Annotated in this window: 21 protein-coding genes and 1 riboswitch; of the genes, 15 read left to right on the plus strand and 6 right to left on the minus strand. The window is 70.9% G+C overall.

What is annotated here, in order from left to right; genetic code table 11:
- The first annotated feature begins 16 nt into the window (after positions 1–16).
- Both fmt and Acor_RS05310 read left to right on the plus strand, forming a co-directional pair.
- Positions 17–943 (plus strand): methionyl-tRNA formyltransferase, encoded by a 927-nt coding sequence (gene fmt / locus Acor_RS05305; RefSeq protein WP_155335400.1) that lies wholly within the window; start codon positions 17–19, stop codon positions 941–943.
- Between the two features lie 20 nt (positions 944–963).
- Positions 964–2,340 (plus strand): RsmB/NOP family class I SAM-dependent RNA methyltransferase, encoded by a 1,377-nt coding sequence (locus Acor_RS05310; RefSeq protein WP_422664790.1) that lies wholly within the window; start codon positions 964–966, stop codon positions 2,338–2,340.
- Here Acor_RS05310 and Acor_RS05315 read toward each other — a convergent pair.
- Complete coding sequence (locus Acor_RS05315) at positions 2,337–3,134, minus strand: ABC transporter permease subunit (protein WP_246238438.1); 798 nt, start codon at positions 3,132–3,134, stop codon at positions 2,337–2,339. The genes Acor_RS05310 and Acor_RS05315 overlap by 4 nt on opposite strands.
- Positions 3,131–4,048: an ABC transporter ATP-binding protein gene (locus Acor_RS05320; protein ID WP_155335402.1), complete on the minus strand. Its 918-nt coding sequence runs from the start codon at positions 4,046–4,048 to the stop codon at positions 3,131–3,133. The genes Acor_RS05315 and Acor_RS05320 overlap by 4 nt, the downstream gene beginning before the upstream one ends.
- An 89-nt stretch (positions 4,049–4,137) precedes the next feature.
- On the opposite strand from Acor_RS05320, the gene rpe reads away from it, so the two are divergent.
- From rpe to Acor_RS05340, 4 genes are all read left to right on the plus strand, one after another.
- Positions 4,138–4,797 (plus strand): ribulose-phosphate 3-epimerase, encoded by a 660-nt coding sequence (rpe, locus tag Acor_RS05325; RefSeq protein WP_155335403.1) that lies wholly within the window; start codon positions 4,138–4,140, stop codon positions 4,795–4,797.
- Between the two features lie 28 nt (positions 4,798–4,825).
- Complete coding sequence (locus Acor_RS05330) at positions 4,826–5,638, plus strand: oxygenase MpaB family protein (protein WP_155335404.1); 813 nt, start codon at positions 4,826–4,828, stop codon at positions 5,636–5,638.
- A gap of 859 nt (positions 5,639–6,497) precedes the next feature.
- Positions 6,498–7,889, plus strand: a complete 1,392-nt coding sequence (locus Acor_RS05335) for an FAD-binding oxidoreductase (RefSeq protein ID WP_170316797.1) — start codon at positions 6,498–6,500, stop codon at positions 7,887–7,889.
- A 217-nt stretch (positions 7,890–8,106) separates the two neighbouring features.
- Positions 8,107–8,817, plus strand: a complete 711-nt coding sequence (locus Acor_RS05340; protein WP_155335406.1) for a hypothetical protein — start codon at positions 8,107–8,109, stop codon at positions 8,815–8,817.
- Positions 8,818–8,956: 139 nt separating this feature from the next.
- On the opposite strand, the gene Acor_RS05345 is transcribed toward Acor_RS05340, so the two are convergent.
- The 4 genes from Acor_RS05345 to Acor_RS05360 form a co-directional block, all read right to left on the minus strand.
- Positions 8,957–9,700, minus strand: a complete 744-nt coding sequence (locus tag Acor_RS05345; RefSeq protein WP_155335407.1) for an MBL fold metallo-hydrolase — start codon at positions 9,698–9,700, stop codon at positions 8,957–8,959.
- Positions 9,701–9,930: 230 nt separating this feature from the next.
- Positions 9,931–11,016, minus strand: a complete 1,086-nt coding sequence (locus tag Acor_RS05350; protein WP_155335408.1) for a hypothetical protein — start codon at positions 11,014–11,016, stop codon at positions 9,931–9,933.
- 86 nt (positions 11,017–11,102) lie between these two features.
- Complete coding sequence (locus Acor_RS05355; protein WP_155335409.1) at positions 11,103–11,630, minus strand: sigma-70 family RNA polymerase sigma factor; 528 nt, start codon at positions 11,628–11,630, stop codon at positions 11,103–11,105.
- A 54-nt stretch (positions 11,631–11,684) separates the two neighbouring features.
- Complete coding sequence (locus Acor_RS05360; protein WP_155335410.1) at positions 11,685–11,906, minus strand: hypothetical protein; 222 nt, start codon at positions 11,904–11,906, stop codon at positions 11,685–11,687.
- 166 nt (positions 11,907–12,072) lie between these two features.
- Positions 12,073–12,203: riboswitch (FMN riboswitch) on the plus strand.
- A 123-nt stretch (positions 12,204–12,326) separates the two neighbouring features.
- On the opposite strand from Acor_RS05360, the gene ribD reads away from it, so the two are divergent.
- From ribD to Acor_RS05405, 9 genes are all read left to right on the plus strand, one after another.
- Entirely contained in the window at positions 12,327–13,418 is a 1,092-nt protein-coding gene (gene ribD, locus Acor_RS05365; protein ID WP_246238439.1) for a bifunctional diaminohydroxyphosphoribosylaminopyrimidine deaminase/5-amino-6-(5-phosphoribosylamino)uracil reductase RibD, read from the plus strand.
- Positions 13,399–13,989, plus strand: a complete 591-nt coding sequence (locus tag Acor_RS05370) for a riboflavin synthase (protein ID WP_155335411.1) — start codon at positions 13,399–13,401, stop codon at positions 13,987–13,989. Before ribD ends, Acor_RS05370 begins: the two co-directional genes overlap by 20 nt.
- Positions 13,986–15,206 (plus strand): bifunctional 3,4-dihydroxy-2-butanone-4-phosphate synthase/GTP cyclohydrolase II, encoded by a 1,221-nt coding sequence (locus Acor_RS05375; protein WP_155335412.1) that lies wholly within the window; start codon positions 13,986–13,988, stop codon positions 15,204–15,206. Before Acor_RS05370 ends, Acor_RS05375 begins: the two co-directional genes overlap by 4 nt.
- Positions 15,203–15,673, plus strand: coding sequence for a 6,7-dimethyl-8-ribityllumazine synthase (gene ribH, locus Acor_RS05380; RefSeq protein ID WP_155335413.1), 471 nt, complete (start codon positions 15,203–15,205; stop codon positions 15,671–15,673). Before Acor_RS05375 ends, ribH begins: the two co-directional genes overlap by 4 nt.
- Before the next feature lie 51 nt (positions 15,674–15,724).
- On the plus strand, positions 15,725–16,174 hold the full coding sequence (locus Acor_RS05385; protein ID WP_308805626.1) for a PH domain-containing protein: 450 nt from the start codon (positions 15,725–15,727) through the stop codon (positions 16,172–16,174).
- Between the two features lie 155 nt (positions 16,175–16,329).
- Positions 16,330–17,160 carry an AAA family ATPase gene (locus Acor_RS05390; protein ID WP_155335533.1) on the plus strand — a complete coding sequence of 277 codons (831 nt, stop codon included), beginning with the start codon at positions 16,330–16,332 and terminating at the stop codon, positions 17,158–17,160.
- A complete protein-coding gene (locus Acor_RS05395) occupies positions 17,153–18,256 on the plus strand; it encodes a vWA domain-containing protein (protein WP_155335414.1) in 1,104 nt (367 codons plus the stop codon). Before Acor_RS05390 ends, Acor_RS05395 begins: the two co-directional genes overlap by 8 nt.
- Positions 18,249–19,343 carry an XdhC family protein gene (locus tag Acor_RS05400; protein ID WP_155335415.1) on the plus strand — a complete coding sequence of 365 codons (1,095 nt, stop codon included), beginning with the start codon at positions 18,249–18,251 and terminating at the stop codon, positions 19,341–19,343. The genes Acor_RS05395 and Acor_RS05400 overlap by 8 nt, the downstream gene beginning before the upstream one ends.
- Complete coding sequence (locus tag Acor_RS05405; RefSeq protein ID WP_246238440.1) at positions 19,336–19,935, plus strand: nucleotidyltransferase family protein; 600 nt, start codon at positions 19,336–19,338, stop codon at positions 19,933–19,935. Before Acor_RS05400 ends, Acor_RS05405 begins: the two co-directional genes overlap by 8 nt.
- The last annotated feature ends 2 nt before the right edge of the window (positions 19,936–19,937 follow it).

Here is a 19,937-nt window from a genome sequence, read left to right on the forward strand (position 1 = left end):
CCCGGAAAGGACTGAGTTGAGGCTGGTCTTCGCGGGCACGCCCGAGACCGCGCTGCCGTCGCTGCGGGCGCTGCTGGCGTCCCGGCACGAGGTCGTCGCCGTGGTCACCCGGCCGGACGCCGAGGCGGGCCGCGGGCGCAAGGTCCGGCCGAGCCCCGTCGCGGCGCTCGCCGAGGAGTCGGGCATCGAGGTGCTCCGGCCGGAGAAGGCGGGCGACCCCGCGTTCCTGGACCGGCTGCGCGCGATCGCGCCGGATTGCTGCCCGGTCGTCGCGTACGGCGCGCTGCTGCCGCAGGCCGCCCTGGACATTCCCGCGCACGGCTGGATCAACCTGCACTTCTCGCTGCTGCCCGCCTGGCGCGGAGCGGCCCCCGTGCAGCACGCCGTCCTGCACGGCGACGAGATCACCGGCGCGGCCACCTTCCAGATCGTCCGCGAACTGGACGCCGGCCCCGTGTTCGGCGTGGTCACCGAGGTGGTCCGCCCCTCCGACACCAGCGGCGACCTGCTCGCCCGGCTGGCCGAGTCCGGCGCGGGCCTGCTGGCCGCCACTCTGGACGGCGTCGAGGACGGCACCCTGGAGGCCCGCCCGCAGCCGCTCGACGGCGTCAGCCTGGCCCCCAAACTCACCGTCGAGGCGGCCAGGGTGGACTGGCTGGCCCCCGCCATGCGGGTGGACCGGCTGATCCGCGCCTGCGACCCCGCCCCCGGCGCGTGGACCGAATTCCGCGGCCAGCGCGTCAAACTCGGCCCGGTACGGCTCGCGCCGGACGCCGAGAAACTCGCCCCCGGCGAACTCCGGGCGACCAAGAACAGCGTCCTCGCCGGCACGGGCAGCCACCCGGTCGAACTCGGCGAGGTGCGGCCACAAGGGAAGCGCCAGATGCTGGCGGGAGAATGGGCGCGCGGCGTCCGCATAACAGACCAGGATCGGCTGGACTAGTGACGGGAAACCGGGCCGGAATGAGCCAGGGTGCGAACAGGCGTGGCGGCAACCGACCGGGCCGGCCGGCCAAACCGGCCAGAGACGAGGCCCGCAACGCCGCCTACGACCTGATGCGCGCCGTGGACGAGCGGGACGCGTACGCGAACCTGCTGATGCCGCACCTGCTCAGGCAGCGCGGCATCACCGGCCGGGACGCCGCGCTGGCGACCGAGCTGGGCTACGGCACGCTGCGCGGGCTCGGCACCTACGACGAGGTGGTGGCCGCGTGCAGTGACCGGGCCCCCGAGGACGTCGACCCACCGCTGCTGGACGCGATCCGGCTGGGCGTGCACCAGCTGCTGAAGACGCGCATCCCGGCGCACGCCGCGGTCAGCGCCACCATCGACCTGGTCCGGCTGCGCGTCGGCGAGGGCCCGTCCAAGTTCGCGAACGCGATCCTCCGCAAGGTCGCCGGGCGCGACCTGGCAGCCTGGCTGGAGATCGTCGCGCCGCCGGCGGACAAGGACCCGATCGGCCACCTGTCGGTCGTGCACAGCCATCCGGCCTGGATCGTGTCCGCCCTGCGGGACGCGGTCGGCGGCGACTTCGCCGAGACGGCCGCGCTGCTTGAGGCCGACAACGAGCGTCCCCGGGTGGCCCTGGTGGCCCGCCCCGGCCGGGCCACCATCGACGAACTGGTCGACGCGGGCGCGGAACCCGCGGCGTACTCGCCGTACGGCGCGTACCTGACCGAGGGGGATCCCGGCGCGCTGGCCGCCGTCGGGGAGGCCCGCGCGGCCGTGCAGGACGAGGCGAGCCAGCTGGTGGCGCTCGCGCTCACCCGGGTGCCGCTGGACCGGGACGGCCTCTGGCTGGACATGTGCGCGGGCCCCGGCGGCAAGGCCGGGCTGCTGGACGCCGTGGCCGTGCAGACCGGCGCCCGGCTGCTCGCCGCCGACCTGCAGGATCACCGGGCCAGGATGGTGTGGCGGACCACCAAGGAGGCCAAGGTCGTGGTCGCGGACGGCACCCGGCCGCCGTGGCGGCCCGGCGCCTTCGACCGGGTGCTGCTGGACGCGCCGTGCACCGGGCTGGGCGCGCTGCGCCGCCGCCCCGAGGCGCGCTGGCGGCGCGACCCGAGCAGCATCCCCGAGCTCACCGGCCTGCAGCGCCGCCTGCTCGATTCGGCTCTTGACGCGGTCCGGCCGGGCGGTGTCGTCGCCTATGTCACCTGCTCGCCGCACCTGGACGAGACCCGCGCGGTGGTCGCGGACGTGGCCGACCGGGTGGACACGCTGGACGCGCGGGAGTTCCTGCCGGAGGTCCCCGGCCTCGGCGACGGGCCTTACGCGCAGTTCTGGCCGCACCGGCACGGCACCGACGCCCTGTTCCTGGCCCTGCTCAGGAAACGTTAGGCGTCCCGCCGCCGGAACAGCCAGAACGCGGCCACCAGGATGATCGCGGTGTAGGCCGCGAAGACGCCCAGTCCCGTCCACGGGGCGAGTGAACCGGACGCCGGGCCGGCGTTCATGATCGCCGCGCCCGCGCTGGACGGGAGGAACTTCCGCACCGTCGCCCCCCACTCGCCCGGCAGGAACGCGCCGAAGATCGGCAGCACGAACAGGATGCCGAGCACGGCCGTGACCGCCCCGGCCGGGTGCCGGACGACGGTGGCCACGCCCAGCGCGAACAGGGCGACCAGAGTCAGGTAGAGGCCGCCGCCGATGACCGCGCGGAGCAGGCCGGGCTGGCCGAGGGTGACGTCCAGGTCCTTGGTCGCGAACACCGCCTGGGAGGCGAAGAACGAGACGAACGCCACGACCAGGCCGGTGACCAGGCTGACCGCGGCCAGCACGAGCGCCTTGGCCGCCAGCAGCCGGGCGCGCTTCGGCACCGCCGCCAGGGTGGATCTGATCTGGCCGGTCGAGTACTCGCCCGACATGGTCAGCACGCCGAGCACGCCGAGTGTGATGACGCCGAAGTTGAGGCCGGCCAGGCCGTACGCGCCCGGGTCGAAGGCGGCGCGGCGGGCCGGGGGCAGCTGGTTCAGCGAGACGATGTAGGCCAGGGCCAGCAGGGCGGACAGGCCGACCGTGACGACCAGCGTGGCGAGCAGCCCCCAGAACGCGGAGCGCACCGAGAAGAACTTGATCCACTCCGCGCTGAGGGCCTGGCCGAAGGTGGCGGGGCGCCGGGTCCGCCGGCTCACGCCACGTCCCGGGAGCGCGCGTGGTATTCGACGCTGTCGGCGGTCAGGCGCATGAACGCGTCCTCCAGGGACGGCTGGATCACCGCCAGCTCGTGCAGGCGCAGCCGGGCCGCGTGGGCCAGGTCGCCGATCTGGGCGGGGCTCACGCCGTACACCAGCAGGGAGCCTCGGTCGGCGGGGGCGGTGCGCCAGCCGCGCGCGGTCAGCAGCGGGGCCAGCGTGATCAGGTCGGGGGAGCGGACCTTGACGTGCGTGGAGGCGTTGGCCGCGATGAAACCCGTCATCGTGGTGTCGGCCAGGATCCGGCCGCGGCCGATGACCAGCAGCTGCTCGGCGGTCAGCGCCATCTCCGCCATCAGATGGCTGGAGACGAACACGGTCCTGCCCTCCGCGGCCAGGCTCCGCATCAGCCGCCTGATCCACCGGATCCCCTCCGGGTCCAGTCCGTTGACCGGCTCGTCGAACAGCAGCACCCCCGGGTCGCCGAGCAGCGCGGCCGCGATGCCCAGCCGCTGCGCCATGCCGAGCGAGAACCCGCCCGCCCGCTGATCCGCCACCTCGGTCAGCCCGACCAGGTCCAGCACCTCCTCCACCCGGCGGCGCGCGATCCCGTTCGCCGCCGCCAGGCCGCGCAGATGGTGGTACGCCGTGCGCCCCCCGTGCACGGCCTTCGCGTCCAGCAGCGCGCCCACTTCGCGCAGCGGCGCGGGCAGGTCGCGGTAGCGCCGCCCGCCCACGGTCACCCGCCCCGCCGTCGGCCGGTCCAGGCCGAGGATCATCCGCATCGTGGTGGATTTGCCGGCGCCGTTCGGGCCCAGGAACCCGGTCACCACGCCGGGCCGCACCTCGAACTCGATGCGATCGACCGCCGCCTTCGCGCCGTAGACCTTGGTGAGGCCAGTTGCCTGGATCATGGTTTCGAGGCTAGGGCGCGTGATTCCGGAAATGGGTAAAGCCTCGTCGGAGGGTTCGTTCAATCTGGCGGGCTCTAGAATTTCGGCTCATGGCCGTACAGATCTCGCCCAGCATCCTGTCCGCCGACTTCGCCCGCCTCGCCGAGGAGGCGGCCCGGGTGGAAGGGGTGGCCGACTGGCTGCACGTGGACGTCATGGACAACCACTTCGTGCCCAACCTCACGATTGGGCTGCCCGTGGTGGAGGCGCTGCTGCGCGCCACGCCGATTCCGATCGACTGTCACCTGATGATTCAGGACCCGGACCGGTGGGCTCCCGCGTACGCGGAAGCGGGTGCCGGGAGTGTGACCGTGCACGCCGAGGCGGCCAAGGCGCCGGTGCGGACGTTGCGGGCGATCCGGGCGGCGGGCGCGCGGTCGGGGTTCGCGCTGAATCCGGCCACGGCGATCGAGGTGTACGAGGATCTGCTGCCGGAGATCGACATGCTGTTGCTGATGACGGTGGAGCCTGGGTTCGGCGGGCAGAAGTTCCTGGATGTGGTGCTGCCGAAGGTCACCCGGGCGCGGGCGCTGATCGAGAAGCATGGCGGGGAGATCTGGCTGCAGGTCGACGGTGGGGTGTCTGCTGAGACGATCGAGCGGTGTGCCGCGGCCGGGGCCGATGTGTTCGTGGCGGGTAACGCGGTGTATGCGGCGGAGGATCCCGCGCGGGCGGTCCAGGATCTGCGGGCGCTCGCCGAACTTGCCTGATGGGGGTTCGGGGGGTAAGCCTTCACTTATGGCGGACCATGGGATATTCGGGCCGGAGTCGGTGACCTGGCGGGTCATGGGGGAGCCGATCCTGCTGGTGGGCGGGTTCCGGGCGCTGCTCATGCAGGGACTGCATCCGCGTGCCATGCGAGGGGTTCAGCAGAATTCCGACTTCCTCGACCCTGCTCAGGCGTGGTCCCGATTCGTGCGAACGACCGAGTTTGTCCGCGTTCGTACATATGGGAGCCGTGCCGAAGTCGAGAAGGCGGCTGAGCGGGTTCGGCGCATTCATGCCACCTTGACTGCCTTCGATCCGGATACCGGCCAGGAGTTCCACCTCGACGACCCCGACGCGCTGCGCTGGGTCCATGTCGGCGAGGTCGACTCATACCTGACCGTCGCCCGCCGCGCTGGCGTCCCCCTCAGTGACGCCGACGCCGACCGTTTCGTCGCCGAATGGCGCCGAGCCGCCCAGCTGGTCGGACTGCGCCGCAAGGACGTTCCCGGCAGCGTGGCCGAACTGCGCGACTACATCGACGCGGAACGCCCCAACCTCTACCTGATCCCCGAGGCCGCGCATCCCCTCCGGATGTCGCTCAACGCGCCGCTCCCTCGCAAGCTCACTCCGCTCAAGCCCGCGTTCCCCCTGGTGATGCTGCTCTCCTTCGCCACCCTGCCGCGCTGGGCCCGCCGCCTGTACGGCCTTCCGGCCACCCCGATCGGCGATCTGTGGGCGACGATGACCCTCAAGACCCTGCACCAGAGCCTGCGCGTCATCCCCGCCAATCTCCGCTACAGCTCGTCCGCCCGGCGAGCCCAACAGGCGATGCGCGCCGCCTGACCGGAGCTTTTCGTGGGACAGACGGGGTAACGCAGGCTGTGGCGTGCGCGATGGTTCCGATATGCCGGGTTTTCGACGCGTTGCTGCACAGGCGTGGTTTTTGCTGTGGGGGTGAGGATGAACGTTATGCCAAGTATCTGGGGCGAGGACAGCGGGATCATCTCCATCGGCGATAGTACCCCGCTGCGGTGAGCCCCGAAGAGCGGCGAAGGCCACCCTCCGAGCAGCCCTCCCCGACTCCAGGGCGCAAGGCCGGTGGGCGCGTAGCACGCCGAGCTCCCGCGCGGTGAAGTCGGGTACGTCGGTGCCCCGCATCAGGACCATCGCCCCCCACACCCGTCCGTCCGGCGCGCGGAAGCCGACCCGGACCTCGTGCCGGACACCGGACGGGCTCAGCACGTCGCGGAAGCGAGGGCTGCGGGCGAGGTCACCGTTCGTCGCCTGCGCGAGGGTCCGCGCGGTCACGCCGCTACGGACCAGCTCGCGCATGGTGAGGTAGTCCGGGTCGCTCTCCTGCTGCTCGGTCTCGGTCAACCGGCCCAGGTGCTGGAGCGGGAGCCCTTCGTCGTGGAAGCCGCTGGTGGGGTTCCCCGTACCCGGGTCCAGAGTCAGCGCGCACCACAGGTCGGTCGGGACGATCCTGGTCAGCTGCGCGGCGACTCCACGCTCCAGCGCGAGCGGGGAGTCCGCCCGCCGGGACAGGTCGGCCACCGCCTCCCTGACGTCCCGCACCGTCGGAGCTCTCATGCCGTCAGTATGGGCGCGGGCCCGGAGCCTCACCCCCCCTCGATCGAGGGATGCCGCCCGCCGGCCGCCCTGTCCCACGCTTGGGCCAACAAGCCGAAAGACAGGGATTGACATGACCACCACGGTTCCCGCCCTCGACGGATTCGAGGGCCAGCTGCTCACGCCGGGCCACGCCGACTACGACCGGTACAGGCGGATCTGGAACGGATCGATCGACCGCCGCCCCGCCTTCATCGCCCGTTGCGGGACGACGGCGGACGTGGCCGCCGCGGTGGTCTTCGCCCGCAGGCACGGCCTCCCGATCGCGGTACGCGGAGGAGGCCACAGCATCCCGGGCTTCTCGGTGGTCGAGGGCGGACTGATGATCGACTGCAGCCCGATGAAAGGGATCACGGTCCACGCCGGAGCACGGCGCGCCGAGGTGGGTCCCGGCGTCCTGTGGCGGGAGTTCGACGCGGCCGCGCAGGCGGCGGGCCTCGCCACACCCGGCGGGGAGATCTCCGACACCGGAGTCGCTGGGCTCACCCTGGGTGGCGGCATCGGCTGGCTCTCCCGCTTGTACGGCCTCGCCGCCGACAACCTGCTCGGCGTCGAACTCGTCACCTCGGCGGGAGACGTCGTGACCGCCGACGACGACACCGATCCCGACCTGATGTGGGGGCTGCGCGGCGGCGGCGGCAACTTCGGCATCGTCACCCGTTTCACCTTCCGGCTCCACCCGGTCGCCCCCGCCTGGGCCGGGATGGTGATGTACCCGGGCGCGCTCGCCGGGGACGTCCTGCGCGCCGTGCACGAAGCCGGCGCCCTGTCCCCGCGCGAGTTGTCCCTCGTCGCGGCACTGGTGTCCGCCCCTCCGGCGCCCTTCGTGCCCGCCGAGGCCGTCGGCAAGCCCATCGTCGCCGTCGCGGCCGCCTACTTCGGCGCGCACGACACCGGGCAGGAGCTCACCGCGGCCCTGCGCGGCCTCGGACGGCCGCTCATCGACACGTTCGGCGTGATGGGGTACGCCGACCTGCAGCGGATGTTCGACGACGCCAACGTGCCCGGCCGGCAGCAGTATGTCCGCTCTGACTTCCTCGGCCCCCTGCCGGACGAGGCCCTCGACGCGCTCGCCCACCACGGCACCCACCCGTCGTCCCCCCTGAACCAGGTCCTGCTTCGCCGCGTCGGCGGTGCTGTCGGCGACCGGGACAGCGGCGCGACCGCCTTCGGGCATCGCTCGGCGGACCACCTGACGCTGATCGCGGCCACCTGGGAGGACCCGGCCGAAGATCCGGAACCGCACCGCCGCTGGGTACGCGAAACCTGGAACTCCACCCGCCGGTGGGCGAACGGCACCTACGTGAACCACCTCGGCGACGAGGGCGGCGACCGCATCCGAGAGGCGTACCCACCCGACAGCTGGACCCGCCTGACCCGGCTGAAGGCGCGGATGGATCCCGCCAACGTCTTCGCACTGAACCAGAACATCCCGCCGGCGGCCCTGCCCTCACCGCAGCCGTGACCGCCCGGACGTGGCGAACGCCCGCCCAGCTCAATATCCACGCGACCACCGCCTACGGCGACATCACCGCCCGCAGCCGCTGAGAAGTAGCGGCATGCAAGCTGGCCTCCCCAGCTGGCCTCTGGCCATCGTGTCCGACCTGTGACCAACTGTCCCCCGTCTCCTGAGTCCAACGGGGTGACGGGGAACGCGGATCAGTGCACGGGGGAGTAATGGGATGAAGATCAGGATTCTGGTGGCGCTGGCGGTCATGCTGGCCGCCGTGTTCGGGGTGCAGGGGGCGGCTCAGGCCGAGTACGGGCACGGGGACAGCATCCGGTACGCCTCGGCGAAGGGATGCGTCAAGAAGGGCGGCGACATCCTTCCGTGTGGGACGTGGCGGCTGGTGACGCACCACGGCAGGGTGATCCTGCTGAAGGACGCCCAGGTCAGGGCGCTCGACAAGAAGGGCCACCCGATGACCAGGGTGACGGCGCCGGTGGCTGTCAGCGGGAACGGGCAGAAGGTCGCCTATTTCAGGAAGGACGGGCGGCTGGCGGTACGGTCCCTCGACGGCAAGGTCAGGCTGCTGCCCGAGAACGCCCTGCCCAGCAGGACCGCTCAGTACGACGTGACGCTGCAACTGTCCGACGACGGCGCCGTGGTCGCGGTCACCGCCGGCCGGACGAAGCTGTTCGACACCGCCTTGGGCAGGCGGCTCGGCCAGCTGCCCAAGGGGCGCTACTTCCTCGGCTTCAGCGGCGACGGCGCGAAGGAGCTCGACTGGACCGGCGAATACCAGGTGACACTGCACGCCTCGAAGATGTCCAAGAGCGCCCGGATCGGGATGACGGTCCTGCAACAGGACGTGAGGTCCGGCGCCACCACGATTCGCGACAAGTACGAACTGCTCAAGGACACCTTCGTCTACGCCTCTTGCGGCGGCTGAGACTCGCTCCTCACAGCGGCCAAGGCGAGCACCGTGAACAGCTCGGACACGCGACCTGTGGCCGGGCGGCGGGGATGCTGTCGGAGACGGACTCCGGGTGGGGGCAGAAAAGACGGCCGAAGCCCCGGGGGAACCTTGCTCAGGAAAGATCGATGACGAGGCCGGCAGTGGCGATGCCGGTCTCGCCGTCGTATTCGGCCTGAGCGGCGGCTTGCGCGGCCGCGGGGTCTGTGCCCGGCTGCAGGTGAGTCAGTAGCAGGCGTCGCGCGTCGGCTTCGTTGGCTTGCCGGCCTGCCTGGCGAGCGCTGGACAGGTGGCGTCGCGAATCCTCCGGAACCTCGTCCGCGTAGGTGGCCTCGGCCAGGAGCAGGTGAGCGCCGCGCGCCAGATCCACCAGGTCGGGGCTCGGGCCGCTGTCACCGGTGTACACGAGCACCCGGTCGCCCGCGGTCAGCCGTACCCCGGAATTGGGCACCGAGTGCGGCAGCAGACGGGTCTGCGCGTGGAACGGCCCGATGTCGAGCCGGTCCCCGGCCGTGAACTCGCGCAGGACATAGGCGTCGGCCAGCATCCCCGGGCGGTCCAGCGCGAGTACGGCATCCAAGGCACCGGGCAGTGAGTACACCGGCAGCGGCGCCGGCGGGTCCGCACGCAACGCACGCGCCCGCAGCAGCGGGTTCAGGTCGGCGCAATGGTCGGGATGTCCGTGTGTGACGAACACCGCGTCGACCTGATCGGCGGCGACCCGTTCCAGCAGCCGCGGCACCGTCGCGTATCCCGGATCGACGAGCAGCCTGAACCCATCGTGCTCCACGAGGTAACCACTACAGGCCTGGCCCGCCCCCGGCCACGCACCACATCCGCCAAGGATCGTCAGCAGCATCCGTGAACTCTAACGGCGCGGGCGAACCCGCGGCGGCGACCAGTTCGCCGCCCCCGCTGCCCATCATCGGGCGAGTCTCCAAGCACTCGGCCCCGCAGACTGCCCCACCAAGCTTCAGCGGGCGATGATCCTCGAGACCCTGCACCAGAGCCTGCGCGACATCCCGCCTCCACTGCTGCTCGTCCGGCCGCCATGCCCACCGGGGCGATGCACGCCGCCTGATTCGGCGCTCAGCACGCTTCTTCGTGGGACGGCTCCGATTGCCGTTTCTTCTGCAAAGCCCCGGCGAACTGGACCAGCAGCGAGGAATTCTCGCCCTTGACGTGCATGGTCCGGCCCGCGCGCACGCCTGGTTCCGGCCCCTCTTGGCTGGCCGAGATGAGACTGAACACGCCGAAGGCGACCTCTCTGCGCCGTCGGCTGATCCACTGATCCCAGTCGGACGGCCAGGTTGTCTTCTCCGACCACGTGCACCCGGTGAGGATCTTCCCGTCGGCCAGGTCCGTATCCGACCATTCGAGCGAGGACAGGTCCAGCCCTCTGACGTCGAGTCTGATAGCCCAGAGCTCGGTGGCGAGGTCGGGGGCGGCGAGGTCGGGTCGGCGCCTCGGGGTGCACGCGGTGTGCAGCCGGAGGGCGCCGGCCAGGTCCTCCGCCACGCTGCGCGCCCGCGCGATGTCGGTGGCGAGTTCGAGCGCCACGTCAAGGCCGATGGATTTCGATCCGAACCGATAGAGGCGGTCGTGGGCAGTGGACAGGGTGCTCTTCGCATCGCGATCGACGACCGCCCACCGGGCGTTCTGCTGCAGGTCGCTCGCGTCGTTCGCCCCGTCCTGCCCGGCGGAGTGGTGCGGCTCACGGATCGTGGCCCGATCGAGGACCAGGCCGTGGGCGCGGCCGAGTGCGTCGGCGAGGGTGGCGGCGTGCTCGCGGGTGAGGTCGTGGCCGACATGGCAGCCCAGCTCGTAGGCCAGGTCGAGATCGTCCGCGAGGCTGTAGGAGAGGTTTCCGGCCAGCCAGTGATCGAGATGATCATCGACGTCCAGCGTGAGGGAGGCGGCTCTCAGATACCGGAGATCCGGCTGGAGAGCGTGGAGCAGGAGATCCGCGTGGCCCCGCAGGTGCGGCAGGGTCATGGCGTGGTCGAGTTCGGTGCGATGGGCGAGCGCGCGGAGACGGAGGACCGTCGCCGCCCATCCGGTTCTCAACACGCGGGCCATCGAGACGCGTTCGGCGACCGGCCGGGGGATCAACCCGGACTTCTGGGCCTGCTCGATCGCGATCTTCGCGTGCGCGGCGTCGGTTTGCTCACGCACGTATGCCACCAGGTGCGGGCATGCTCCGCTCAGGATGCTCTCGAGCTCTCCTGGCAGCTCAAGGCGATCGTTCTCGTTCGCCGCGGTCATCGGCTCGACCTCCCCTGTCGCGTGAAGTTCTCCTGGTTCAGAGCGGGATGTTTGTCTCTGAGCTGCCGTTTGGCAGCCTTGCGCACGTCGCGGACCCGCTGCTCACTCAAGTTCAGCCGCGCCGCGATCTCGGCGGTGCGGAGACCATCGAGACCAAGGGCCAATACGGTTCTCTCCAGTTCCGGAAGGTCGCGCAGAAGCGCCAGGATGTCTTGGATTTGAACCACCCGATCGCTGTGGTCGCTTTCGATCGCCTCCGGATCCATGGCAGTGGAGAGCGGGGTCGTCAGAATTCGTTTTCTCGCCTCGCTCGGGGGGCGCAACAAGGATCTCCAAGCAACCGCTCTCAGCCATTCTCGTGGATCTCGTACGGTGTGCCACTTGTCATTGGCGAACAGGATCAGGGCCTGGAGTATCGCGTCCTGAGTGGCGTCTTTGGCTTCCTCCAGACTGGCGCCTTTCTTGGTCAGATAGTGGATGACCGGGCGAAACTCGCCTTCGATGAAATCATCGAATCCATTCATGGCGTTATGATGGCACAAATAAAGGTAGCTGGTGGTTCTTGCGAATGATGACGGTTAAATGTCCTCTTTCGGCGGGTCCTGGGGTGGATTCTCACTGATTTCAAGGACGATTGTGTGATTGTCGCGATTCAATTCCGTGTCGTCCGGCGGAAAGGGCCGGACGCGAACGTGGTAGAGCCTTCTTCCTGCGCGCGAACGCGCGCGCAGGGCGACACCCCCGAGGGCGGCGAGGCTCATGCCGATGGTGGCGAGTTGTGCGGCGGTCGCAAGGTCCATTCGATCTCCCGGACGCGGGTGGTTGTCATCAGCTAAGTGGCCGTCTGGGTTCATGATCGGGAGCGCTGGCGCGAAGATCTTTCCATCCTGAGCAAGCGCTCGCTTGTTTCATCTGATGGCGGGGTCGCCGTTTTTCGCAGTGGCATGGCACACTGGAAACCGAGCAAAGCGTGCTCCGGGGTCGGTGTAATTCCGAACCGGCGGTTATAGTCCGCGACCCGGCCGAAGCCATCGGCCGGTTGACCTGGTGAAACTCCAGGACCGACGGTGAAAGTCCGGATGGGAGGCAGCGCGCTGGCGGGCGGTTGGTCGTTCTCTGTGTCGGAGAGCGCCGGCGTCCGCTGACGGAGTGCACGGTTGTGCGCCCGTCGCCATCCCCCGGGGCCCGCCTGTGTTGAGACAGGTGAGGAGAGGACCGGGGTGGCCGATCAGCCGGACATCGCCCAGATGCGGCGTGCCGTCGCGCTCGCCGCGCGCGGCTTGGGCACGACCAGCCCTAACCCGATCGTCGGATGCGTGATCCTCGACGCCGACGGCGAAGTGGCGGGCGAGGGATTCCACGAGTACGCCGGCGGCCCGCACGCCGAGGTCAACGCGCTGCGCGCGGCGGGGGAGCGGGCCAAGGGCGGCACCGCGTACGTCACGCTGGAGCCCTGCGACCACACCGGGCGGACCGGGCCGTGCAGCCTGGCGCTGATCGAGGCGGGCGTGGCCCGGGTGGTCGTCGCCGTGCCCGATCCCAATCCGCTCGCCTCCGGCGGGGCCGAACGGCTGCGGCGGCACGGGATCCGGGTCGACACGGGGGTCCTCACCGAGGAGGCCGAGAACGGCAACGCCGCCTGGCTGACCTTCGTGCGGCGGCGCCGGCCGTACGTGACGTGGAAGTTCGCGGCGACGCTGGACGGGCGGTCGGCGGCCGAGGACGGGACCAGCAAGTGGATCACTTCGCCGGAGGCGCGGGCCGACGTGCACCGGCTGCGGGCCGAGCATGACGCCATTCTGGCCGGGATCGGGACGGTGCTCGCCGACGATCCCCAGCTGACCGCGCGGCCGTCACGCAAGCCGTTGCTGCGGGTGGTGCTGGACAGCGACGGCCGTACTCCGCCGGGCGCGCGGGTGCTGGATTCGGCGGCGCCCACCCTGATCGCGGTGGCGGAGGGGACCGAGATCAGCCATCCGGATGTGGTGCGGCTGGCGCGGACGCCGTACGGGATCGATCTTGACGGGCTGCTCGCCGAGTTGTATCGCAGGCAGGTGGTGAGCCTGCTGGTGGAGGGCGGGCCGGTGGTGGCGGGGTCGTTCCTGCGGGCGGGGCTGGTGGACCGGGTGGTCGGGTATCTGGCGCCGGCGCTGCTCGGGTCGGGGGCTTCGGCGCTCGGATCGGCGGGCGTGGCCACCCTCGCCCAAACCCATCGACTGATTTTTCACGATATTTCCCCTGTTGGGCCGGACCTGCGCCTCATCGCCCGGCCGGCACCCCCGAAGGAGACAGATGTTCACTGGAATCGTTGAGGAGCTCGGCGAGGTCGTGCACGTCGAGCAGCTGCATGAGGCGGCCCGGCTGGCTGTGCGCGGCAAGGTCGTCGCCGTGGACGCGCGGCACGGCGAGTCGATCGCGGTCAACGGCGTCTGCCTGACCGTGGTGGACGTGGACGGTGACGTGTTCACCGCCGACGTGATGAAGGAAACCCTGAACCGTTCTTGCCTCGGCGTGCTCCAGCGGGGCTCCCGGGTCAACCTGGAACGCGCGGTGCGGGCCGACCAGCGGATGGGCGGCCACATCGTGCAGGGCCACGTGGACGGCACCGGCGTCATCCTGACCCGCGAACCCGCCCAGCACTGGGAGATCGTCCGCCTCTCCCTGCCCAAGGAACTGAACCGCTACGTGGTCGAGAAGGGCTCGATCACCGTCGACGGCGTCAGCCTCACCGTCGCCGCCATCGACGACCAGAGCTTCGCGGTCAGCCTCATCCCGGCCACCCTCGGCCTCACCACGCTCGGCCTCAAGCAGCCGGGCGACCCGGTCAACCTGGAAGTTGACATCATCGCCAAGTACGTCGAGAAACTGGTGGTCCGCTCATGAACACCCCCATCCGGCTGGACCCGATCGAACGTGCGATCGCGGACATCCGCGACGGAAAACCGGTCGTGGTCGTCGACAACGAGAACAGGGAGAACGAGGGCGACCTCATCTTCGCCGGATCGAAGGCGACGCCGGAGCTGCTGGCGTTCACCATCCGGCACAGCAGCGGCGTGATCTGCGTGGCCGTGCCCGGCGCGGATCTGGACCGGCTCAGGCTGCCGCTGATGGTGCACGACAACCGGGAGCGCATGCGCACCGCGTACACGATCAGCGTGGACGCCAGGGACGGGGTCAGCACCGGCATCTCGGCCGCCGACCGGGCGCGCACGATCCGCACGCTCTGCGACTCCGCCACCGAGCCGTACGAGCTGGTCCGTCCCGGGCACATCTTCCCGCTGCGCTACCGCGAGGGCGGCGTGCTGGCCCGGCCGGGCCACACCGAGGCGGCCGTCGACCTGGCCCGCCTGGCCGGGCTCACCCCGGCCGGCGCGCTCGCCGAAGTCGTCAACGACGACGGCACCATGGCCAGGCTGCCCCGCCTGCGCGAGTTCGCCGACGAGCACGACCTGGCCCTGGTCTCCATCGAGCAGCTGATCGAGCACCGCCGCCGCACCGAGCGCATGGTCGCCCGCGTCGCCGAGACCCGGATCCCCAACCAGTACGGCGTCTGGCGCGCCTACGGCTACACCAGCTCCCTGGACGGCGGCGAACACCTCGCCCTGGTGCTCGGCGAGGGCCTGGACGAGAACGTCCTGGTCCGGGCCCACTCCGAATGCCTCACCGGCGACGTCCTCGGCTCGCTCCGGTGCGACTGCGGCGTGCAGCTCGACCACGCCATGCGCGCCATCGCCGAGGAGGGCCGGGGCGTCATCGTCTACCTGCGCGGCCACGAGGGCCGGGGCATCGGCCTGGTCGCCAAGCTCCGCGCCTACAGCCTGCAGGACAACGGCAGCGACACCGTGGACGCCAACCTGGAGCTCGGCCTGCCCGTGGACGCGCGTGAGTTCTCCAACGCGGGGCAGATCCTCGGCGACCTCGGGGTGAAGTCGATCCGGCTGCTCACCAACAACCCCGCCAAGATGCGCGGCATGGACGGTTACGGCATCAAGGTGCTGGGCCGGGAGCCGATGCCGGTGGCGGTCAACCCGTACAACCAGAGTTACCTGGCGGCCAAGCGTGACCGCCTCGGCCACGACATCCCTGGAGAGAAGTCATGAGTGGAGTAGGACGCCCGGAAGCCGCCATCGTCGAGGCGGACGGCCTGACCGTCGGCATCGTCGCCGCCCGCTGGCACGAGAAGATCACCGACCAGCTGGTGGCCCGCGCCGTGCAGGCGGCCAAGGACTGCGGCGCCACCCCCGTCGTGGTCCGGGTGGCCGGCTCGCTGGAGATCCCCGTCGTGGCCCAGGCGCTGGCCCGCCGGTACGACGCCGTCGTCGCCCTCGGTGCCGTGATCCGCGGGAAGACCGCCCATTTCGACTACGTCTGTGACTCGGTCACGGCCGGTCTGACCAGGATCGCGCTGGACGAGTCCACGCCCGTGGGCAACGGCGTCCTCACCTGTGACAGCCTGCACCAGGCCGTGGCCAGGGCCGGTCTCCCGGGCAGCCATGAGGACAAAGGTTACGAAGCCACTGTCGCCGCTCTGGAAACGGCCGTCCTGCTCCGCGGCCTGACGCCGTGATCTAGTACGGTTCAGTGGTCCCCGCCCCGACTCACCTGGTGACCCGCGATCGTGCCCGAACCTCTGCCGGCCCTTCCCCTGACCTGGCGCCCCCGCCGTTCCCGTTTCGTCGCGTACGGCCTGGCGGCGCTCATGGTCGTGGGTTCGCTGTTCCTGGCGGTCATCCTCCCCGAACAGTTCAAGGCCCCCGACCGGATCGGCATGGTCGCGTTCTTCGGCGTGATCGCCTGGGTCCTGCACCTGCTCGGCCGGATCCGGGTGACCGCCGACGAGGCCGGGATCACGGTCGTGAATGTGTTGCGGACGCATCGCTACGAGTGGGCCGAGGTCCTCGACGTCACCCTCGTCGACGCCGATCCCTGGCCCAGGCTCGATCTCGCCGACGGCACGGTGATCGGCGCGATGGGCATCCAGGGTTCGGAGAAGATCCGGGCCGCCCGTGCGGTGGCAGAGCTGCGCCTGCTGGTCAAGGCCAGGGGAGAGGCCCCGGAAGAGCGCTGAGCGCATCGGGTGGACAGGAATCGGGGGCCTGGGAGAGTAGTTCTTTGGGTGATCGGCTGCTGATCGGGGCGTGGGGCGGGCCGTAACCTGAGGGGGTGTGGGAGCGAACTGGCAGGGCTTCTGGTGTCGAGTCTCCGGCTGAGCTGGTGCGGCTCATGGCCGAGCGGGACTACCTCGCCGACGAAGGGCTGGCCACGGCGGCCTTTCTGGCGCTGAAGATGGGGCGGCCGCTTTTCCTGGAAGGCGAGGCGGGTGTCGGGAAGACCGAGCTGGCCAAGACGCTGTCGGCGGTGCTGGACGCACCCCTGATCCGGTTGCAGTGCTATGAGGGGCTGGACGCGGCCCAGGCGCTGTACGACTGGGATTTCGCCCGGCAGCTGCTGCACCTGAAGGCGGCCGAGGCGGTGGGCGCCGGGGACGTGCGGGCGCTCGAAGGGGAGATCTACGATCGGCGGTTCCTGATCGCCCGGCCGCTGCTGCGGGCGCTGGAAGTGCAGCCCGCGGTGCTCCTCGTGGACGAGATCGACCGGGCGGACGACGAGTTCGAGGCGTTCCTGCTGGAGGTCCTGTCGGATTTCACCATCTCGATCCCGGAGCTGGGGACGATCGCGGCGGCGGCGCCGCCGGTGGTCGTGGTGACCTCGAACCGGACCAGGGAGGTGCACGACGCCCTCAAGCGGCGGTGCCTCTACCACTGGCTGGAGCATCCGGGGTTCGACCGGGAGGTGGCGATCCTGCTGCGCCGCCTGCCCGCCTGCACCGAGACGCTGGCCGCCCAGGTGGCGCGCGCCGCCACCCGGCTCAGGGAGGCCGACCTGGTGAAACCGCCGGGTATCGCGGAGACCCTGGACTGGGCGGAGGCCCTGCTCACCCTCGGCGCCACCGACCTGAACCCCGATCTCGCCGCCGCCTCACTCGGCGCTGTCCTGAAATATCGGGAGGACCAGCAGTTCGTACTGAAGAACGGGCTGCTGCGTGATGCCTGACCCGCGCCTCCGGCTGGTCTCGGTCCTGGTGGGGTTCGCCCGGACCCTGCGGGCGGCGGGCGTCGGCGCCGACCACGAGCGGACCCAGAGTTTCCTGGCGGCGCTGGAGCGGCTCGACCCGGCGCGGGAGCGCGACGTCTACTGGGCGGGCCGGCTGACGCTGTGCGCGAGCCCCGACGACCTGCCGAGGTACGACCGCTGCTTCGCCGCCTACTTCACGGGGGCGCGGGCAGGCCCGCGAAGCCCGCGGCTGATCGTGACGGTGACCCGGTTCACCGCCACCCCTTCGGGCGGCCGGGGCGAGCAGGACCCGGATCCGAACGTGCTGCCGGCCACGGCCAGCGCGGTCGAGGTGCTGCGCAACCGGGACATCGCCCGGATGACCGCCGCCGAGCGCGACGAGGTGCACCGGCTGCTCGCCCTGCTCCGGGCGTCCAGGGAGATGCGCAGGTCACGGCGGCTGGCGCCGTCCCACGGCGGGATCCTGGACCCGCGCAGGACCGTGCGCGAGGCGATCAGGCGCGGCGGCGAGCCGGCCAGGCTGTACTACCGGGATCGGCGGCAGAAGCCGCGCCGGGTGGTCATGCTGGCCGACGTCAGCGGCTCGATGGCGGCCTACGCGGACGCGCTGCTGCGGTTCGCGCACGCGCTGGTGCGGTCCGAGCCGAGGGCGACCGAGGTGTTCACCGTCGGCACCCGGCTGACCCGGGTCACCGGCGAGCTGCGGCACCGGGATCCGGCCGTGGCCATGGACGCGGCGTCCAAGGCGATCCCGGACTGGAGCGGCGGGACCCGGCTGGGGGAGGAGCTGCGGGAGCTGCTGAAACTCGCCGACGCGCGCGGCGCGGTCGTGGTGATCGCCTCCGACGGGTGGGAGCGTGGAGATCCCGGGCTGCTGGCGGCGCAGATGGCGCGGCTGGCGCGGATGGCCCACCGGGTCGTCTGGGTTAACCCTCATAAGGGGGATCCCGGGTATCAGCCGTTGACGGCGGGCATGCGGGCCGCGCTGCCGTACGTGGACGAGCTGGTCGCGGGGCACAGTCTGGCTGCTTTCGAGGAGCTGGCGGATCGGCTGGGAGGGTTGCGGCATGCGTGACGTGCTTACGCAGATCGTCCGGTGGTGGGAGGCCGGGGAGCGGTTCGGCCTGGCCACCGTGGTCGGCACCTTCCGGAGCGCGCCCCGGCCGCCGGGCGCGGCCATGGCGGTGCTGGCGGCCGAGGCGGTCGGCAGCGTGTCGGGCGGCTGCGTCGAGGGCGCGGTGTACGAGCTGGCGCAGGACGTGGTGGCGGACGGGAAACCCGTGCTCCAGCGGTACGGCGTGACCGACGACGACGCCTTCTCGGTGGGCCTGACCTGCGGCGGGATCATCGACATCTTCGTCGAGCCGGTGTCGCGGGCGAGCTATCCGGAGCTGGGGGAGATCGCCTCCTCGATCGAGAAGCGGCAGCCGGTGGCGGTGGCGACCGTGCTGTCGGGGCCAGGGAAGGCCGGGGCGCGCCGGGTGGTGTGGCCGGATCGCAGTTCCGGCACGCTCGGGTCGGCCCGGCTGGACGACGCGGTCGACGACGACGTGCGCGGCATGCTCGCGCAGGGGCTCACCGGCATCCGCAGGTACGGCGCGCGCGGCGAGCGCCGGCTGGACGATCTGCAGGTGTTCGTGCAGTCGTTCGCGCCGTCGCCGCGGATGCTGGTGTTCGGGGCGATAGATTTCGCGGCCTCGGTGGCCAGGGTCGGCAAGTTCCTCGGCTACTACGTGGTGGTCTGCGACGCCCGCCCGGTGTTCGCCACCGGCAAGCGCTTCCCGGACGCCGACGAGGTCGTGGTCAAATGGCCGCACGACTACCTGACCTCGACCACCGTGGACGAGCGCACGGTCATCTGCGTGCTCACCCACGACCCCAAGTTCGACGTCCCGCTGCTGGAGGTCGCCCTGCGCACCCCCGCCGCCTACGTGGGCGCGATGGGTTCCCGCCGCACCCACGAGGACCGGCTGGTACGGCTTCGCGAGGCCGGTCTCACCGAGGACGAGCTGGCCCTGCTGCGTTCGCCGATCGGCCTGGACCTGGGGGCGCGCACCCCGGAGGAGACCGCCGTCTCGATCGCCGCCGAGCTGATCCAATTGCGCTGGGGCGGCTCGGGACGCCCGCTGACCACCACCGAAGGCCGTATCCACGGTGACTGACCACCACATAACCGATATCACCGGCATCCTCCTCGCGGCCGGGGCCGGACGCCGCCTGGGCACCCCGAAGGCGCTGGTCGAGTTCGACGGGGAACGCCTGGTCGATCGCGGCGTGCGCCTGCTGACCGAAGGCGGCTGCCACCCGGTCGTCGTCGTCCTCGGCGCGGCGACGACACCCGTATGCGGCGCGGTCACCGTGCTGAATCCCGACTGGGAGACCGGCATGGCTTCCTCCCTCCGCGTCGGCCTCACGGCGATGCCCGAATCGGCGAGCGCGGTGGTGATCGCCCTGGTCGACCAGCCGCTGATCCGCCCGGCCGCGATCGAACGCCTGACCGCCGCCTACCGGAAAGGCGCGGCGATCGCCGTGGCGACCTACGGCGGCAAACCCCGCAATCCGGTGCTGGTCGCCCGCGAGTACGTGGCCGAGCTAAGCGAATCTTTGACGGGCGACGCGGGCGCGAGACCCTTCTTACGCGCGCATCCCGAACTCGTCACTGAAGTCCCCTGCGACGACGTCGGCGACCCGGCCGACATCGACGAAGCGGCCGACCTGACGGCGATCCGCGAGGCGGCCCACAAGCGCGAGTAGGT

It is taken from the genome of Acrocarpospora corrugata (genome assembly GCF_009687845.1).
Lineage (GTDB): Bacteria > Actinomycetota > Actinomycetes > Streptosporangiales > Streptosporangiaceae > Acrocarpospora > Acrocarpospora corrugata.

Coding starts and splice junctions, on each gene's coding strand:
- Acor_RS05370 (WP_155335411.1), top strand. CDS start 13,399: ATGTTCACTGGAATCGTTGAGGAGCTCGGCGAGGTCGTGCACGTCGAG.
- Acor_RS05335 (WP_170316797.1), top strand. CDS start 6,498: ATGACCACCACGGTTCCCGCCCTCGACGGATTCGAGGGCCAGCTGCTC.
- rpe (WP_155335403.1), top strand. CDS start 4,138: ATGGCCGTACAGATCTCGCCCAGCATCCTGTCCGCCGACTTCGCCCGC.
- Acor_RS05310 (WP_422664790.1), top strand. CDS start 964: ATGAGCCAGGGTGCGAACAGGCGTGGCGGCAACCGACCGGGCCGGCCG.
- ribH (WP_155335413.1), top strand. CDS start 15,203: ATGAGTGGAGTAGGACGCCCGGAAGCCGCCATCGTCGAGGCGGACGGC.
- Acor_RS05400 (WP_155335415.1), top strand. CDS start 18,249: ATGCGTGACGTGCTTACGCAGATCGTCCGGTGGTGGGAGGCCGGGGAG.
- Acor_RS05360 (WP_155335410.1), bottom strand. CDS start 11,906: ATGGACCTTGCGACCGCCGCACAACTCGCCACCATCGGCATGAGCCTC.
- Acor_RS05390 (WP_155335533.1), top strand. CDS start 16,330: ATGGCCGAGCGGGACTACCTCGCCGACGAAGGGCTGGCCACGGCGGCC.
- Acor_RS05330 (WP_155335404.1), top strand. CDS start 4,826: ATGGCGGACCATGGGATATTCGGGCCGGAGTCGGTGACCTGGCGGGTC.
- Acor_RS05395 (WP_155335414.1), top strand. CDS start 17,153: ATGCCTGACCCGCGCCTCCGGCTGGTCTCGGTCCTGGTGGGGTTCGCC.
- Acor_RS05340 (WP_155335406.1), top strand. CDS start 8,107: ATGAAGATCAGGATTCTGGTGGCGCTGGCGGTCATGCTGGCCGCCGTG.
- Acor_RS05320 (WP_155335402.1), bottom strand. CDS start 4,048: ATGATCCAGGCAACTGGCCTCACCAAGGTCTACGGCGCGAAGGCGGCG.
- Acor_RS05375 (WP_155335412.1), top strand. CDS start 13,986: ATGAACACCCCCATCCGGCTGGACCCGATCGAACGTGCGATCGCGGAC.
- Acor_RS05355 (WP_155335409.1), bottom strand. CDS start 11,630: ATGAATGGATTCGATGATTTCATCGAAGGCGAGTTTCGCCCGGTCATC.
- Acor_RS05345 (WP_155335407.1), bottom strand. CDS start 9,700: ATGCTGCTGACGATCCTTGGCGGATGTGGTGCGTGGCCGGGGGCGGGC.